Source organism: Pseudarthrobacter phenanthrenivorans Sphe3, from assembly GCF_000189535.1.
GTDB classification, from domain to species: Bacteria; Actinomycetota; Actinomycetes; order Actinomycetales; family Micrococcaceae; genus Arthrobacter; species Arthrobacter phenanthrenivorans.
The window spans coordinates 1820129-1836099 of record NC_015145.1; the positions used below are offsets into that span (position 1 = coordinate 1820129).

The window sequence follows — 15971 nt, forward strand, 5'->3', positions numbered from 1 at the left end:
CATCAACAAAACCTGGAACATCAACAAAAAGCACTTAGAACGGACCATTCATTCCATGACTTCCACTCCCTGGCAAGCAGCCATGATCACCCCCAACGAAGACTTCGACGGCGCCCCGCTGCTCCGGAAGGAGTTCCGGCTCGAGGCGGGGCATGGAGCGGTGGTAAGGGCTACCCTGCGCGCCACCGCATTCGGGGTCTACGAGGCACTGATCAACGGGGTGCCGGTGGGCCAGGACGTGCTGAGCCCGGGCTGGAGCTCGTACGAGTGGCGGCTCCGTTACCGCAGCTACGACGTGACCTCCCTCCTCCGGCCGACCAGTGTGATTGGTGTTGAACTGGGAAACGGCTGGTACCGCGGCCGGCTGGCGTGGCACGGCATGTCCAACCTCTACGGGGACCAGTTGGGCTTCTTCGGGCAGCTGGACATCGAGTTCGAGGACGGACACGTCCAGACGGTCGCCTCCGAGTCCTCCTGGCAGTCCGGCCCCTCGGCCACCACGTTCAACGATCTCTATGACGGGCAGACCATCGACGCCCGCCGGAACCAGCCGGGCTGGGCGGAGGCAGGTTTCGACGCCGGTACGTGGGCCGGGGTGCACACGCTGGAGTTCGACGCCGGCCGGCTGGCTAAGCCGGTAGCCCCGCCCGTGGTGCGTGCCGCCGTCGTGCGTCCCGCGGAAATCTTCACGTCTCCTGCCGGGAAGACTCTCGTGGACTTTGGCCAAAACCTGGTGGGTTGGCTGCGGTTCACGGTCAAGGGCGAGGCCGGGCACAGCATCACGGTGCGCCACGCCGAGGTGCTGGAAAACGGCGAGCTGGGCGTCCGTCCCCTGCGGAGCGCCAAGGCCACGGACATGTTCATCCTGTCAGGCGGCGAGGACTCCTTCGAGCCGACCAAAACGTTCCACGGCTTCCGGTACGCAGAAATCTCCGGCTGGCCCGGAACGCTTACCGCTGATGACCTCGAAGCCGTGGTGGTGCACACCGACCTGCAGCGCACCGGCACCTTCGAGTGTTCAAATGAACTCGTGAACCAGCTGCACCGCAACATCGTCTGGGGCCTGCGGGGCAACTTCCTGGACCTGCCCACGGACTGCCCGCAGCGCGACGAGCGGCTCGGCTGGACCGGCGACATCGCCGTGTTCGCACCCACCGCTGCCTACCTGTACGACGTCAAGGGCTTCCTGCAGGACTGGCTGCTGGACCTCGCAGCCGAGCAGAAGGCGGCCGGCGGGCTGGTGCCCATCACCGTTCCCGACGCCCTTAAGTACTGCCCGCAGCCGCCGGAGTTCCCGGCGCCTGAGTCCTCCGCGCTGTGGAGTGAGGCGTCCGTCTGGGTGCCGTGGGCACTGTGGGAGGCCTACGGCGACCCGGGCGTGCTGCAGAACCAGTACGAATCGATGGTTTCGCACACCCGCCGGGTGGAGGGCCTGCTATCACCCGCCGGACTGTGGGACTCAGGCTTCCAGTTCGGTGACTGGCTGGATCCGGATGCCGCGCCGGACCAGCCGTGGGCAGCCAAGGCGGACACCGGCGTTGTGGCCACCGCCTGCCTGTACCGGACCGCGCGCATCACCGCCCAGGCAGCAGGTTTGTTGGGCAGGCACGACGACGAGGCCCACTTCGAGGCGCTCGCCGCCCGGGTGCGTGCTGCCTTCGCCAAGCACTACGTGGCAGCCGATGGCACCATCCGCAGCGACTGCACCACCATCTACGCCCTGGCGATCGCCTTCGATGTCCTGGCCACCCCGGAACTGCGGGAGTTCGCCGGCAACCGGCTGGCGGAACTGGTCCGGGACAACGGCTACCGGGTGTCCACGGGGTTCGCCGGAACGCCGTTCATCACGCACGCACTCACGGACACCGGCCACGTCGACGAGGCCTACCGGCTGCTGCTGGAGGAAGGCTGCCCGTCCTGGCTCTATCCGGTGACCATGGGCGCCACCACGGTGTGGGAACGCTGGGACTCCATGCTGCCGGACGGCACCATCAACCCCGGCGAGATGACCAGCTTCAACCACTACGCCCTGGGTGCGGTGGCGGACTGGATGCACAAAAGCATCGGCGGCATCAGTGCCGCGGCCCCGGGCTACAGCAGGGTCCGGATCGCACCCGTCCCGGGCGGTGGCATCGACTGGGCCAGCACGTCCCTGGAAACACCGCACGGAACCATCCGCGTTGAATGGAAGCACGACGACGGTGCGTTCCGCCTCGAGGCGACGTTACCTGGGGGAATGGAGGCCGACGTCGTACTTCCTGGCGGTGCACAGCACACTGTCAGTGGCGGCACGCACAGCTTCACCGCACCTGCGGCGCTGGTCGTCCCGACAGGGGCGTAGGCGCCTGTGGCTGGTGTCTTCGCAACAGAAGGTGCGGTCCTGGTCCGGCGCCTCTGCCATTCCGGCAAGCACCGAGGGGCCGTCCCGGCCCCAAGGCAGTAGTTCATCCCTCCGAGTGCGTCCGCACGGCAGGGCTGGTTTCGGCGTGGTGGCCCAGGTTCCTGGACACGGCCCGCGCCGTTGCCCGGACGGCCGGAGCCAGCACGTTGGGCGGTGTGGAGCCGTCCGGCACCACGATGGACAGGGCCGCCACCACGGAGCCCTGGGCGTCAAAGATCGGCGACGCCACGGACACTGTCTTCGAGGGCAGCGAACGCCGGATCATGGCCACGCCGGTACGCCGCACATCCGACAGCGTCCGGCGCAGCTGGCCTTCCGGCATGTGGTCCACGCCGGGCTCGTTTTCCGGCGGTTTCCGCAGCGTCGCCTCCTGGAACTGCTGGTCAGCACCGGCCAGCAACACCAGCCCCACGGCGGTGGACCGCAGCGGCGCCCGTCCGCCCACCCGGTACGCCACCTCGGTTGCATCCTTTGAGGACAACCGCTCGATCAGCACCGCTTCCTCGTTGTCCCGCACCGCCAGCAGGACGTGATGCCGCGTGACTTCGAACAGGTCCTCAAGGTAGGGGAGCGCGATCTCCCGGACCCCGTGGCCGCGCGGCGACAGCGACGCCACCTCCCACAGCCGGACGCCCACGACATACCGGCCGTCGTCCAGCCGCTCCAGTGCGCCCCACGCCACCAGCCGGGCGATCAGCCGCAGGGCCGTGGGAGCGGGCATCCCGGCATGGCGGGCAAGTTCAGAGAGGGTCAGCGCACGACGGCGGTCGGAAAAGACTGCGAGGAGGCTCAGCGCCCGGTCAATCACAGGTTCGCCCTGCTTGGGCCGCTTGCCGCGGACGGGAGGGGTGTCCGGATCGGAATCTGCGTAGGTGTCCGGGGGGACAGTCATGGCTTAGGTCCTTGCGCCGTTGGAAGTTCGGACCGGAGTCCGTGAGCCGCAACACAATATCATTCCAACCAATGAAAGGAGACTGGGTAGGGCTGCATGCCGGCAACGAAGCTGGAAGTCCAGCTAATCCACCTTCAGGAGCCTCCCGCATGACCGCCATCAGTCCCGACGCTGCCGTCGGCGAACGCCTGCCGGCCCCTGCCGCCCCCACCAGGCTTCGTGTCGAACACCTCCGCGAGGCATTCGGCATCACCACTACCCGGCCACGCCTCAGCTGGACCCCGCCCCGCGGAGCAACAGGGCAGGTTGCCTATCGGATCACCGCAACCAACGGCTGGGATACGGGCCGCGTGGATTCCGCGCAGCACCTCCTGGTCCCATACTCCGGCCCGGCATTGGAAGCCCGCAGCCGGTTCGAATGGCAGGTGCGGACCTGGACCATCGACGCCGGCGGCAGCGAAAATGTAAGCTCCTGGTCTGAACCCATGCCCGTGGAGCTGGGACTCCTGGACCCCACGGACTGGACCGCGCAGTGGATCGGCCCGTCCGAACCCGAGGTTCACGCCCCGGGTGAACGCCCGGGCTATGGCTTCCACAAGACCTTCACCCTTGCGTCAGTCCCGGAAGCGGCACGCGCCTACGCTACCGCCCACGGCATCTACGAGCTGTTCCTCAACGGCGAGCGGGTGGGCGACCAACAGCTCACGCCCGGCTCCACCAGCTACAACACCACCCTGCAGGTGCAGGCCTACGACGTCACCTCCCTGCTGCGCCCCGGCATCAACACCGTCATGGCCGTCCTCACCGACGGGTGGTACCGCGGAACCTTCGGATTCACGCGCGACGCCGACATGTACGGCACTCAGACCGCCCTCCTCGCGCAGCTGGAGATTCAGTCCGGGAACGGCAGGACGGTCATCGGCACCGATGAGTCCTGGCTGGTGACCGGGACGGAGATCGTTCGCGCCGACCTGATGGCAGGGCAGTACGTGGATTTCCGGGGCGGACGCAGCGCGGCGGCAAACGTAGGCGCCGCGCCTAAGGCGAGTGCCGCCGTCGTCCGTCACGGCAGCTATGACACACTGGCGGGACCGGTGGCGCCGCCCACCCGGGTCATTGAAGAGCTCGCCCCGGTGTCCATCATCCGCCTGGCCAACGGGCACCAAGTGGTGGACTTCGGCCAGAATCTCCACGGCTGGGTCCGGCTAAACCGGCTCGCGCCCGGACACCCCGTCACCCTCGTGTACGGCGAAGCGCTGGACGCCGGCGGTGACGTCACCCAGGACCACCTGCGCCCCCTCGACTTCCGGCGGCCCGGGCAGTTCCTGCCCGCCGGGCAGGTTGACCAGGTGACGGCGTCGGGCGCCCCCGCGGAGGTGTTTGAGCCGCGGCATACCACGCACGGCTTCCAGTACGTGTCCGTTCAGGGCCTTCCCGGGGACCTGGCCGGGCATGACATCACCGCCTGCCTGGTCCACACGGACCTGGAACCCCTGGGCACGTTCAGGTGCAGCGACGGGCGCCTGAACAGGCTCCATGAGATCGTCCGCTGGAGCTTCCGGGACAATGCATGCGAGGTGCCCACCGACTGCCCGCAGCGGGAAAAGGCCGGCTGGACCGGGGACTGGCAGTTGTTCGTCCCCACCGCTGCCTACCTCTATGACGTGACAGGTTTCTCCCGCAAATGGCTGAGGGACGTCCGCGCGGACCAGTGGGACAACGGCGTCATCGCCAACATCTCCCCATCGCCCGGCCCCGGCGCCACGTCCGCGGATTTCATGGCGTTCGTGAACGGTTCAGCAGGCTGGGGCGATGCGATCGTCATGGTGCCGTGGGAGGTGTACCGGGCTTCCGGCGATGCGGAGATACTGGCCGAGAACTGGGCGGCCATGAACCGTTGGCTCGGCTTTGTCCGCAATACCGCTGAATCCCGCCGGCACCCCGCCCGCGCTGCGGCAAGTCCGGTTCCCGCCGCCCATGAGCAGTACCTCTGGGACACCGGCTTCCACTGGGGCGAATGGATGGAACCGGGCGGCCCGGAACCGGACCTGTTCGCTGCCCGGTCCGCAGACCACGGCATCGTGGCCACCGCCTACTACCGCAACACCACAGCACTGATGGCGAGGATCGCCGACGTCCTTGGCCTCCCGGAGGAGTCCCTTGCGCTCGCCGCCCTCTCGGAGAACATCCGGCAGGCGTGGGAAACGGAGTACCTGGACTCATCAGGGCAGGTAACAGAACCCAGCCAGGCCAACTGCGTCCGCGCACTCGCATTCGATCTCGTCAGCCCCGGGCGGCGCCCAGTCGTCACAGCCCAGCTTGTTTCGCTGGTCCGGGCCGCGGGCACGCACGTGGGAACGGGCTTCCTGGCCACGCCCCACCTGCTCCCGGTCCTGGCGGACAACGGCCAGCTCGACCTGGCTTATGAGTTGTTGATGCAGGATTCGGAACCCTCCTGGCTCGTCATGGTGGACCGCGGCGCCACCACAATGTGGGAGCTCTGGAACGGCATCGACGCCGCTGGCGCCCCGCACCAGTCGCTCAACCACTACAGCAAGGGCGCGGTGGCCTCTTTCCTCCACCGCTACACAGCCGGACTGCGGCAGGCGCCCGGCAGCGCGGGGTATGAGCGGATCATCATCGAGCCCCGTCCGGGCGCCGGGCTCACCTCTGCCGCCACGTCTCACCAGGGCCCGCGGGGCCTGATCCAGGTGGAGTGGAAAAAGGACGACGGCGGCCTGCAGCTTCGTGCCGGGGTCCCTGCCGGGACCACCGCGGAAGTCCGGCTGCCCGTGGGGCCGCCTGCCGTCGTCGGGCCCGGAACGCACCACTTCACCGTCCCAGCCTGGGACGGAACCCGACCCCAGCCCGTAAGGAGCATGCAATGAGCATCAGCGAAACGACCGAGGCCTGCGACACCACACGGGTTGATCCTGCCCGGCCTGATCCTGCCCGGCCCGGCGGGGTAGACGTTCCCCCTTTTCCCGTCTTTGATCCGCCCGGCGTCCCCGAGGACGTATCGGACGTGTCGGCCGTGCGCCGCGAAGTCACGTACGCCAAGGCGATTGGCTTCCGGCCGCTCAAGATGGACATCTGGCTGCCGCGCCAGGCAGGCGCTTCCGTGCCGCTGGTGGTGTGGATCCACGGCGGCGCCTTCCAGCTGGGCGACCGCCGTGAACTGCCGCCCACCTTCGCGCCGGACTCGGTGTTCCGGCTGCTCAACGAGGCCGGCATTGCCTGCGCCACTGTCGATTACCGCCATTCGCTGGAAGCACCTTTCCCGGCGCAGCTGCACGACCTGAAGGCTGCCGTCCGCTACCTGCGGGAGTTCGCAGCGGACCTCGGCGTGGATCCGGAACGCTTCGGGGCATGGGGCGAATCGGCCGGCGGCCACCTCGCCGCACTGCTGGGCCTGGCCGGGGGCCGGGAGGACCTGCACGGCGGGCTCGGTGTGCAGGGGCACTCCAGCAGCGTCAGCGCCGTCGTCGACTTCTATGGCGTCTCCTCGCTCGTCGATATCCCGCCTATCAGCATGCCGCCGGGCCTGTTCCCGCCCGCATTGACAGCTGCGGTTCCAGCCGGGATGTCCCTGCAGCCCGAACAGATGCTGGTGGGTGGCTCCAAGGATCCCGCGCTCCTGGCTGCGGCGAGCCCGGTCAGTTACGTGACCGCCGAGGCGCCGCCCTTCCTGCTGATCCACGGGGACAGCGACGGCCTGGTGCCGCACTCGCAGACCGACCTCCTGGCAGCCGCGCTTGCAGGCGCCGGCGTTGAGCACGAGGTGGTCACGGTCAAGGGCGGGGACCACTGCTTCTTCGGCGCGGAGGACCAGCTGGATGCCATCCTTGCTGCCGCCGTCGGGTTCTTTGCTGCCAAGCTGGGCCGGCGATGACGGCCGGGCGGCGCGAGTCTCCGGCTCCTGCCCGCGACAGTGAGGTTCCGCCCGGGGACGCGCTTGCTCCGGACGCCGGGTTTGCCCAGTACCTGGCCGCCCCCGAAGGGCCGCAAACCCTGCCGGGCCAGGCAGGCCCGGACGTTGCGATCCGCACGGTGGCCGCGGAAGGACGCCGTGGACCGGTGGCTATCCGGATTTATGGGGAGCCTTCGCAGGCTGCGGGGCCGGCGCTGGTGTGGCTGCACGGCGGCGGCTTTGTCAGCGGCAGCCTGGACATGCCCGAATCCGATTACCTGGGCCGGGTGCTGGCGTCGTCCGGAATACCGGTGTTGTCCGTCGACTACCGGCTGGCCCGCGACGGCGTGCACTTCCCGGTACCGCACGAGGACACGCTCGCCGCCTGGTTTTGGATCCGCCGGAACGCCGCCGAACTGGGACTGGATCCCGGGCTCCTGTGCCTGGGCGGCGCCGGCGCGGGGGGAAACCTCGCGGTGGGCGCTGCGCTGTACCTGACCGATGCCGGAAAGCCGCTCCCGGCCAAGCTCCTGCTTGCCTACCCCTTCCTGCACGCAGAATTGCCACCCCCTGCAGGCGGGCTGGACGAGGAGGTGATGGCCACACTGCCCAGGTACCTGCGCTTCACCCTCGAGGACTGCGTGCGCCAGGCGGAAAACTACGTGGGCGGACCGGTCAGCATGGCGTCCTCGTATGCGATGCCAGGTTACGCCGACCCGTCCGGGCTGCCGCCCACGGCCATGGTGGCGTGTGAATACGACGACGCCCGCGGCTCTTCGGAGCTCTTCGCCGACAACCTTCGGCAGGCAGGCGTGCCTGTGTCCTTCTTCCTGGCCCGTGGCGCCGTCCACGGCCATCTCAATCACGCCGCTGGCAGCCCGGAAGCGCAGCCAGTACTGGACTTCCTGGCCACGGAGCTGGCGGCGGCGAAGGCGCTGTTTCATTCAGCGAAACCGGCCACGCGGGGCGGGCTTCCCGTACGGGAAGGTTGACTGGTGACGCGGTCCACACAGGTGGTCCGGCGCATGAACGAAACGGCGCGGTACAAACATGGAGTCAACGATGACGGCAGGGCGGGTTATAAAAGGCATCGAGTTTGCCCGCCCCGGGGGTTCCTTCCCGCTGCTGCTGGACCTCTACATCCCCGCCGCCCCGCAGTCCGGGGCGTTGCCAGCGGTGGTCCATTTCCACGGAGGCGGCTGGCGGGTGGGAGGCCGATCCTCCCTGGGCCCGCAGATGGATTCGCTGGGCGTGAGCCCGATTGAGCGGCTCGTGGACGCTGGATTCGTGGTGGCCTCTGCCGAGTACCGGCTGAGCTCCGTGGCGCACTTTCCGGCCCAGCTGCTGGATGCCAAAGCCGCCATCCGTTGGCTCCGCGGGCATGCCGCGGAATACGCCGTGGACCCGGACCGGATCTACGCCTGGGGTGACTCCGCAGGCGGACACCTGGCCAGCCTGGTGGGCTTGACCGCCGGGTCCGCCGCATACGCCGGCGACCGCGCGGACGTGAGTGACGCCGTCGCCGCCGTCGCCGCCTGGTACCCGCCCACGGACCTCCTCACTATGGGAGCACAACGGCTCCCGAATGCCGTTGCCAGCGCCGACGATCCCGGGTCCCGCGAGGCGCTGCTCCTCGGCGCCCAGCCGGCCCAGGCTCCGGATAAGGCTGCAGCAGCTAGCCCGATCACCTATGCCGGCAACCCCGCCCCGCCCTTCTTTTTGGCCCACGGCACGGCCGACCGCTTCGTCCCGCCCGCCCAATCCATAACGCTGGCCGCGGCGCTGGAAGCCGCCGGCACCGCCGTCGAACTTCTCCTCATTGAAGGCGCCGACCACATGTGGCAGCTGCCGGGGCAGGACCCGACCGCAGCCGCCAAGGCCGCCGCCGCAACCATCGACTTTTTCCGCCGCCAGGGACACAAACCCTGATTTGAAACCCTCCCATGCAGTTTGTTGGCATCACCCACCGCGGCGAATCCTGGGCCGCGGCCCTCGTCGATGTGCAGTTCTTCCACTCGCTCCCGTCACGGAATTCTGGACGGACCCCCTGGGCTGACAGGACAAGGCCCTGACGCTCACGGCCGACGCCGGCCCGCCCCTTGAGCGTGGCAGCGCCACCCAAGTGCCGCTAGTCCCCGCCTCGGCGCGCGTGATCTGCGTGGGCCTGAACTACAAGGCCCACGCTGCCGAGGGCAGCTATAGGGACCAGGACCTGCCGCCGTACCCTACGCTGTTCGGACGCTGGACTGCGTCACTTTCCGTGGGCAACGTGCCCGTGCCCGTTCCCGGCGGGGAAGACGGCCTGGACTGGGAAGGGGAGGTGGCCGCGTACATCGGCCGGCGCGTGGAATCAGCGGACGAGGCCGAAGCCGCAGAGGCCGTTTTTGGCTACTCCACCTTCAATGACATCACCGCCCGCCGCGCACAGAAGCTCACCAGCCAGTGGACGCTGGTGGTGCTGGAGCTGGACCACCACACCGGAGTTTTCCTCAGCAACGACGAACCCCCGCCGGTCCACATGCATGGTGTGGTCCGCACCCCCTCCGGCAACGACTACGGCCGCGATTGCTCCAGAACTGCCGTTTTCAACGCCCGGAACGGCATCTGCCCAGCAGCCGATGGTCCCTAAACCCGGCTGGCCCGGACTCCCTTTCGGAAGTCCGGGCCATGTTTTTGTCCTGGGATCGCTAGGAGATTTCCAGCGCGATCCGGCGCTGTGGCGGCGGCCCCACCACGGTGAGGTCCATCTCGGCCTGGGCGCGGCCGAAGCCTTCCATGTCCATGTAGGGCTGGCCTCCCTCGGTGTACATGTAGTCCTCGGTGGGCTTGTTGAAGTACTCGAAGAAGCCATTGAAGACCGACGGTGTGAGGAAGCCCAGCATCTGGGTGTTGTGCGAGTCCAGGGCGAAGGAGTGGATGGTGCCGGCTGGGGCGTGGACGAAGTCGCCCTTAGTCAGCAGCATCTCCCGGCCGTTCGCGTAGAGCCACATCCGGCCCTCGGTGACGAGGAAGTTCTCGGTGTGCTGTTCGTGGAAGTGCAGCGGGATGTAGGGCGTTTTGGCGCCTTTGGTGTGTACGGCGAAGTAGTTGGAGCCGGTGTTGGCGGGCCGGGACAGGTAGGTGAACATGGTCTGGTAGCTAACCATGCGCTCGCCCTCGTGAGCACTGAGGAAGTAGGGGCTCTGCGTGGGCGGCAGGCCGGCGTCGTGCTTGAACACCGGTTCCACCCGCTCAACCTCCGGGAAGGTGATCCCGAATTCTGCGCCCACTGCGGCCTGTTCGTGGAGGCTGGCCGTGTGGCCGGCGCGGACAGGCGGAACGTGGGAGTCGATGGGCGTGCCGACCCGCTCGTAGTAAGCCTCCACGCCGCCGGGTGTCATCCAGTTGAGGAAGCGCGTGTAATGGCTCGCCATTCGGTAGGCATGGGGCGTGTTGGGCGGGATGACCACCGAGTCGCCGGGGGTGAGGATGCGGCTTTCGCCAGGAAGCCAGACGTGGAGGATGCCGTCGAAAACGTAGAGGGTTTTGTGCTCTATTTCGTGGCTGACGAACGGTGAATCGGCGCCCATGCCGCCGGAAATGTACGCGGCGCTGAAGATGCCGCCGGTGTCCGCGGCCCGGGCGATGACCGTCACCAGCTGGCCGTTGATCTCGTAGCGGGCACCTTCGCCTGACGCCATGTAGTAGGGGACAGCTTCGCCGGGCAGGGTGTTGGCCACCGGCAGCTGCTGGTTCATTTCCTCCACGCTGAGGGACATGGTTCCTTCTTTCGACTCGTCCGGCAGGGCCGGAATGTGACCTCCATCATTGCCTGCGCTTTCCTTTGACAAGAGACCAGATTTCAATGGGTGAAAGCCAAGTGTGCGGTTCATGGTCGGGCTGCGAAGCTGGCAGTTGGACCTACACCCCACCAGGAGCCTTGCCCCCATGAGCCTTTCCCGCACTGTGACCATCGCCGAGGGACGGGTCCGCGGCACTGCGACCGTTGTTGAACGGCGCGGCGTCAGCCGGTTCCTGGGGATTCCCTATGCCGGTTCGCCGGCTGGGTCCGCCCGCTTCCGCCCGCCGGTTCCTGCTTCCGGCTGGGCCGGGGTGCGCGACTGTACCGGGCCTGGCCCTGCAGCGCCGCAGAACCCTGAGGTTCCCGCTCCTCCCGGCCGGAAGCCGCGGACGTGGAGCGAGGACGGGTGCCTGAACCTGAATGTGTGGACGCCTGATGCGTGCGGTTCGGGGCTTCCGGTGATGGTGTGGATTCACGGCGGCGCCTATGTTTCGGGTGCGGCGGGCAATCATGCAGAGCGGGACGGCCGAGAGGTTCCGGAGTGCGGCGGATTCTGCCCGGCTCAGCCGGGAGTTCCTGTCACTGTGTGAGGTTGGGGACGCGCGGGAGTTGCTGGTGCTTCCGGTGGAGCGGCTGCTCGAGGCCCAGGAGAAGCTGGTGCAGCAATTTGGCGCGGAGACGTATGCCGTGCCGCTGCCGTTCCAGCCTGCGGTCGGGACGCCGTCGCTTCCTTTGCCTCCGCTGGAGGCGGTGCGGGCAGGCATGAACTCCGGCGTGGACCTGCTGGTGGGGACGAACCTGAACGAGGGATCGTTCGCCGTCGAGATGCGGCCGAAGGACCCGTTGGATCCGCCGTACGCCGGGCGGGCTGCGGCGGTTTTAAGGGATTTTGGTGCGCCCGGCCGTTTGGAGGAATACGCGCAGGCTGTTGCTCTTGTCCTGGGGGCCGAGGCTTCCGGGAAGGAGTTGCTGGAGGCAGTTGTTTCCGATGCGGTGTACCGGCAGCCCAGCAACCGGCTGCTTGACGCCCGGCATGGCTCGACGGGGAGGACCTTTTCCTACCTGTTCACCTGGCGGAGTCCCGCGATGGGCGGCAAGCTGGGCGCCTGCCACGCGCTGGACATCCCGTTCGTTTTCCGGCAGCTTGGCTCGCCCGAGGCGGAGTTTCTGACGCGGGGGAGGGCGCCGCAGGGCTTGGGAGATGCCATGAGCTCGGCGTGGGCCGCGTTCGCCCGGGCCGGTCTGCCCGCCGCTCCCGGCCTGCCGCCCTGGCCGGATTACCGGTACGGACGCCAGGCGATGATCCTGGACGAGGTTCTCCGGGTGGAGGAGGACCCGCGCTCGGAACTGCGTGAGTTCTGGGCGGATGTGCTTGCAACGTCGGGAAGCGCTGCCGTGTAGGCGATAGAGCCGACGGAGAAGAAGCCGCCCCCTCCATCCAGGGGCAGTGCAGAAGTCGGACCGGAAACAGGGTTATCGTCGAGTACATCCACAGGAGCGGTGGAACGTCCCGAATTCTGCTCAAGGCGGCACTGGTGCAATTGACCTGCTGGATTCTGTGGCGTCTTCAGCCAAAACTCATCGGTCACTGTGCTGAAATCATGGCGTTGCACGTTGTGTCCTACGCCGGTGTTTGAGTTTGAAGGCCCCAGGTCAGCTTTCGGATTTCCTCGCTATGGAGTCCGCTAAGCGCGGCGAGTTCGAAGGCGTCCATGACTCCAAGCTTGCGTGCCGCAGCTAGTAGCTTCAGCCGCTGCCGTTCGAGGACTGCCTTCGATTTCTCGAGCTCTGCCAGCTCGGCCCTGAGCGACTCAATCAAGGCACGTTGGCCTTCGGGCGGTTCGCCTGATGACACGAGGTCATCGTAGGACAGACCGATGGTCCTGACTGTCCAGCGCGTCAGTCCTGCGGCTTCGGCCAAGCGGGCGACCTTCATTCCGTCACGGAGCGCTTGCGCGACGTGTTGGTTCAGGCGTGCGGACAGGGGCCGGCTGCTGCTTGCGTTGAAGGCCAGTCGCTGCCGGTTCGCCCTGAGCAGTTTCCGAAGCTTTTCCGCCTGCAGCGCAGTCTTGTCAGGTTTGGGTGTTCCGCGGTAGCGATATTGGCCGCTACCGGCGTGATGCGTAACGGCCAAGAGCACTCCTCGGTTTCGGATATTGCCGGGCGGGCCAACTTAGAGGCTAGACAGAATGAAGCGGCCGCGGAAATACCAATAGTGCGTGGACCCATAACCGGAACGTGTGGATGGGCCAGCCATAAGGGACGCTTATCCGCCCACGCACTTTAGGTCTTATCCACCCCAGCGGGATTTCCCTATTGTCGAAGGAAACGAGCCCCGCTCGCTCCTGACTCCCTAGGAAGAGACCATGCCAGAATTTGTACCTGCCTTGCGGGTGTCCCGCATCAAGTCCTCAGCCAGTGTGGCTGCTGCGGCCCGCGTGCGTGAGCTCAAGGCGGAAGGACGCCGTATCCTCGACCTGACAGTCGGCGAGCCGGACTTCGACACCCCGGAGCACATCAAGGCAGCCGCCGTGGAGGCCATCACCCGCGGTGAAACCAAGTACACTTCGGTCACCGGAACCCCGGCGCTGCAGAAGGCCATCCTCCAGACCCTCGAGCAGCGCACCGGCCTGCTCTACACGCCGGCTGAGATCACCATCGGCGGGGGAGCCAAGCAGGTCATCTTCACCGCATTCATGGCCTCCCTCGACGCCGGCGACGAAGTGATTGTTCCCGCCCCTTACTGGGTTTCCTACCCTGACATGGTGCTGGCCAACGACGGCACGCCGGTTGTCGTTCCCTGCGGCGAAGATTCCGGATTCAAGCTCACCCCGGAGGCCCTGGCGGGTGCCATCACCGGCCGGACCAAGTGGGTCATCCTCAACGCACCGTCCAATCCCACCGGCGCCGTCTACTCCCGTGCCGAATTGCGGGCGCTCGCCGACGTCCTTGCCGGGCACCCGCACGTCTCTGTCCTGGCGGACGAGATCTATGACCAGATCTGTTTCGGCGAAGGCAAGCTGGCCAGCCTGGTGGAGGTGGCCCCGGAACTCAAGGATAGGATCCTGGCCGTCAGTGGCGTGTCCAAGGCCTACGCCATGACCGGCTGGCGGCTGGGATACGCGGCCGGGCCGGCGCCGGTGATTGCCGCCATCAACAAGCTGCAGTCCCAGATTTCCTCCTGCCCGTCCTCCGTGAGCCAGGCCGCCGCCGCTGCCGCCCTCACCGGCAGCCAGCGCTTCGTCCGGGACAGCGTGGAAATTTACCGCAAGCGGCGGGACACCGCCGTCGCCGCCCTGAACGCTGTCGATGGCCTGTCATGCACGACGCCGGATGGCGCCTTCTATGCCTACGTCAACTGTGGTGGGGTCATCGGCAAAACAACGCCCGAAGGACGAGTCATCAGTAGCGACCAGGACTTCACCCTCTACCTGCTTGATGCAGCCTCCGTGGCTGTGATCCAGGGCTCCGCCTACGGCTTGGGCCCGTACTTCCGGATCTCCTATGCCACCAGCTTGGACATCATCGAGGAATCCATTGCCGCCATCGACAAGGCCGTCCAAGCCCTCAACTGATCCAACCCCATCGAAGGAAATAACGCCGTGATCCACGTAAAAACCACCATCGACCGTCCCAGTGCCGACGCCGTCAGCCGGCTCGCGAAGTTCTCGTCAGCCACTATCCACGAGGCACAGGGCCGTAGAGGCGCATTGAGCTCCCGCATCAAGCCCATCGACAGGGCCATGTCCTTCTGCGGACCCGCCACCACCGTCCGCTGCGCCCCCAAGGACAACCTGATGTTGCAGGTGGCCATCCACTACGCCCAGCCGGGGGACGTCATCCTGGCTTCCGCAGGGGAGTACGAGGAAGCCGGGACGTTCGGCGACGTCCTGGGCAACGCAATGAAGGCCAAGGGCCTGGCCGGGCTGGTGACGGACTCCGGTGTCCGCGACACCCAGGACCTCATTGAACTCGGGCTGCCCGTCTTTTCCGGCAGCGTGTCCATCAAGGGCACGGTTAAGGAGACCATCGGCCCCATCAACCACCCTGTGGTCTTTGGTGACGAAATCGTCTATCCCGGTGACGTCCTGCGCGGTGACGCCGATGGTGTGGTGGTGGTCCGCAGGGACGAGATTGAGGAGGTCATCCGCCTCTCCCAGGAACGTGACGACGCCGAGCGTGAGCTCATTGACCTGTACAAGGCAGGCGGCACCACCATCGATCTCTGCAACCTCACGGACGTCCTGAAAGCCAAAGGCCTGCTGGTGGAACAGGCCTAGCCGGGCTTTCCAGCGAAGCACACGTGCAGCCGCCGGCGTGGCAGTGGCCGGCGGCTGAGCGCTTGACCGCCGCGCCGGCTGCGGAGTTGGTCGCATGCCCCGCGACAGATATCGATCCGGCGGCTGGGAGGGGCGCCCTGCGAACGTCCTGGACCGTCGACAGTGGCCGGAGTCCTGCCGCCCGTGGCGCAGGCATTTAACGACGGGCTCGAACTGACGTCAGCCAACGTCTTGGTGGGCGGGAACGGGTCGGAAATCAACGATAATGGAAGCGATAGCCCTGCCCCACTGTTTGTCTCCCGAAGGCGGCTCAACCGGTGCACGGCACAGCACCAGGGCCCCTGAATCCCTGCTGGCCGAAACAATGCGGGGCTGGGAGGAGCTGGACCTTGTGGGCAGCTGGCGTTCGTTCCTTGATGCGCTCCAACGGTACCTCCGGCATCTCTAGTCCAGGCCGGCGCAGAACCGGCCGCGGCCTACCGTGCGGGTAGTGGATACTCCGGCGGACCGAAGACCGCATCCTCCAGGTACCATACGGTGGACCCCCGGCCGCCGGCGGGCATGATGCTGCCTTCGAACACAAACACAGGCTCAACGGACCGGTCCTCGGGCCGCCAAAAACCGTTGGCGGGGCAGTGGAAACCGGTTTTGGCCATTAGGGCCGCGCTTTTACCCGAATTTCTCCCCAAGGTGTTTATCTTTTTCAC

General features: G+C 66.9%; 13 protein-coding genes. 10 read left to right on the forward strand and 3 right to left on the reverse strand.

The window, feature by feature from the left end; all coding sequences use genetic code 11:
- Positions 1 to 55: 55 nt before the first annotated feature.
- Positions 56 to 2341: an alpha-L-rhamnosidase gene (locus tag ASPHE3_RS08375; RefSeq protein ID WP_013600785.1), complete on the forward strand. Its 2286-nt coding sequence runs from the start codon at positions 56 to 58 to the stop codon at positions 2339 to 2341.
- 103 nt (positions 2342 to 2444) lie between these two features.
- Here ASPHE3_RS08375 and ASPHE3_RS08380 read toward each other — a convergent pair whose 3' ends face one another.
- Positions 2445 to 3293: an IclR family transcriptional regulator gene (locus ASPHE3_RS08380; protein ID WP_013600786.1), complete on the reverse strand. Its 849-nt coding sequence runs from the start codon at positions 3291 to 3293 to the stop codon at positions 2445 to 2447.
- Positions 3294 to 3442: 149 nt separating this feature from the next.
- Between ASPHE3_RS08380 and ASPHE3_RS08385 the strand changes: the two genes are divergently transcribed.
- The 5 genes from ASPHE3_RS08385 to ASPHE3_RS08405 all read left to right on the forward strand — a co-directional run bounded on the left by ASPHE3_RS08385 (position 3443) and on the right by ASPHE3_RS08405 (position 9832).
- Positions 3443 to 6181, forward strand: a complete 2739-nt coding sequence (locus ASPHE3_RS08385; RefSeq protein WP_013600787.1) for an alpha-L-rhamnosidase — start codon at positions 3443 to 3445, stop codon at positions 6179 to 6181.
- Positions 6178 to 7185, forward strand: coding sequence for an alpha/beta hydrolase (locus ASPHE3_RS08390; RefSeq protein ID WP_013600788.1), 1008 nt, complete (start codon positions 6178 to 6180; stop codon positions 7183 to 7185). Before ASPHE3_RS08385 ends, ASPHE3_RS08390 begins: the two co-directional genes overlap by 4 nt.
- Positions 7182 to 8195, forward strand: a complete 1014-nt coding sequence (locus tag ASPHE3_RS08395; RefSeq protein WP_013600789.1) for an alpha/beta hydrolase — start codon at positions 7182 to 7184, stop codon at positions 8193 to 8195. Before ASPHE3_RS08390 ends, ASPHE3_RS08395 begins: the two co-directional genes overlap by 4 nt.
- A gap of 70 nt (positions 8196 to 8265) precedes the next feature.
- Positions 8266 to 9132, forward strand: coding sequence for an alpha/beta hydrolase (locus ASPHE3_RS08400; protein ID WP_013600790.1), 867 nt, complete (start codon positions 8266 to 8268; stop codon positions 9130 to 9132).
- Between the two features lie 193 nt (positions 9133 to 9325).
- Positions 9326 to 9832: a fumarylacetoacetate hydrolase family protein gene (locus ASPHE3_RS08405; RefSeq protein WP_254363010.1), complete on the forward strand. Its 507-nt coding sequence runs from the start codon at positions 9326 to 9328 to the stop codon at positions 9830 to 9832.
- Positions 9833 to 9890: 58 nt separating this feature from the next.
- On the opposite strand, the gene ASPHE3_RS08410 is transcribed toward ASPHE3_RS08405, so the two are convergent.
- Entirely contained in the window at positions 9891 to 10961 is a 1071-nt protein-coding gene (locus tag ASPHE3_RS08410; RefSeq protein ID WP_013600792.1) for a quercetin 2,3-dioxygenase, read from the reverse strand.
- Positions 10962 to 11130: 169 nt separating this feature from the next.
- Between ASPHE3_RS08410 and ASPHE3_RS22630 the strand changes: the two genes are divergently transcribed.
- A complete protein-coding gene (locus ASPHE3_RS22630) occupies positions 11131 to 11574 on the forward strand; it encodes a carboxylesterase family protein (RefSeq protein ID WP_254363013.1) in 444 nt (147 codons plus the stop codon).
- Positions 11495 to 12385 (forward strand): carboxylesterase family protein, encoded by an 891-nt coding sequence (locus tag ASPHE3_RS08415; RefSeq protein ID WP_254363015.1) that lies wholly within the window; start codon positions 11495 to 11497, stop codon positions 12383 to 12385. Before ASPHE3_RS22630 ends, ASPHE3_RS08415 begins: the two co-directional genes overlap by 80 nt.
- 220 nt (positions 12386 to 12605) lie before the next feature.
- On the opposite strand, the gene ASPHE3_RS08420 is transcribed toward ASPHE3_RS08415, so the two are convergent.
- The gene (locus ASPHE3_RS08420) at positions 12606 to 13124 is read right to left on the reverse strand and encodes a hypothetical protein (protein WP_148258087.1); all 519 of its coding nucleotides are present in this window, start codon (positions 13122 to 13124) and stop codon (positions 12606 to 12608) included.
- Between the two features lie 226 nt (positions 13125 to 13350).
- Here ASPHE3_RS08420 and ASPHE3_RS08425 point away from each other — a divergent pair, with 226 nt between their 5' ends.
- Both ASPHE3_RS08425 and ASPHE3_RS08430 read left to right on the forward strand, forming a co-directional pair.
- Complete coding sequence (locus ASPHE3_RS08425) at positions 13351 to 14559, forward strand: aspartate transaminase (RefSeq protein WP_013600794.1); 1209 nt, start codon at positions 13351 to 13353, stop codon at positions 14557 to 14559.
- Between the two features lie 27 nt (positions 14560 to 14586).
- Positions 14587 to 15264, forward strand: coding sequence for a 4-carboxy-4-hydroxy-2-oxoadipate aldolase/oxaloacetate decarboxylase (locus tag ASPHE3_RS08430; RefSeq protein ID WP_013600795.1), 678 nt, complete (start codon positions 14587 to 14589; stop codon positions 15262 to 15264).
- Positions 15265 to 15971: the final 707 nt, after the last annotated feature.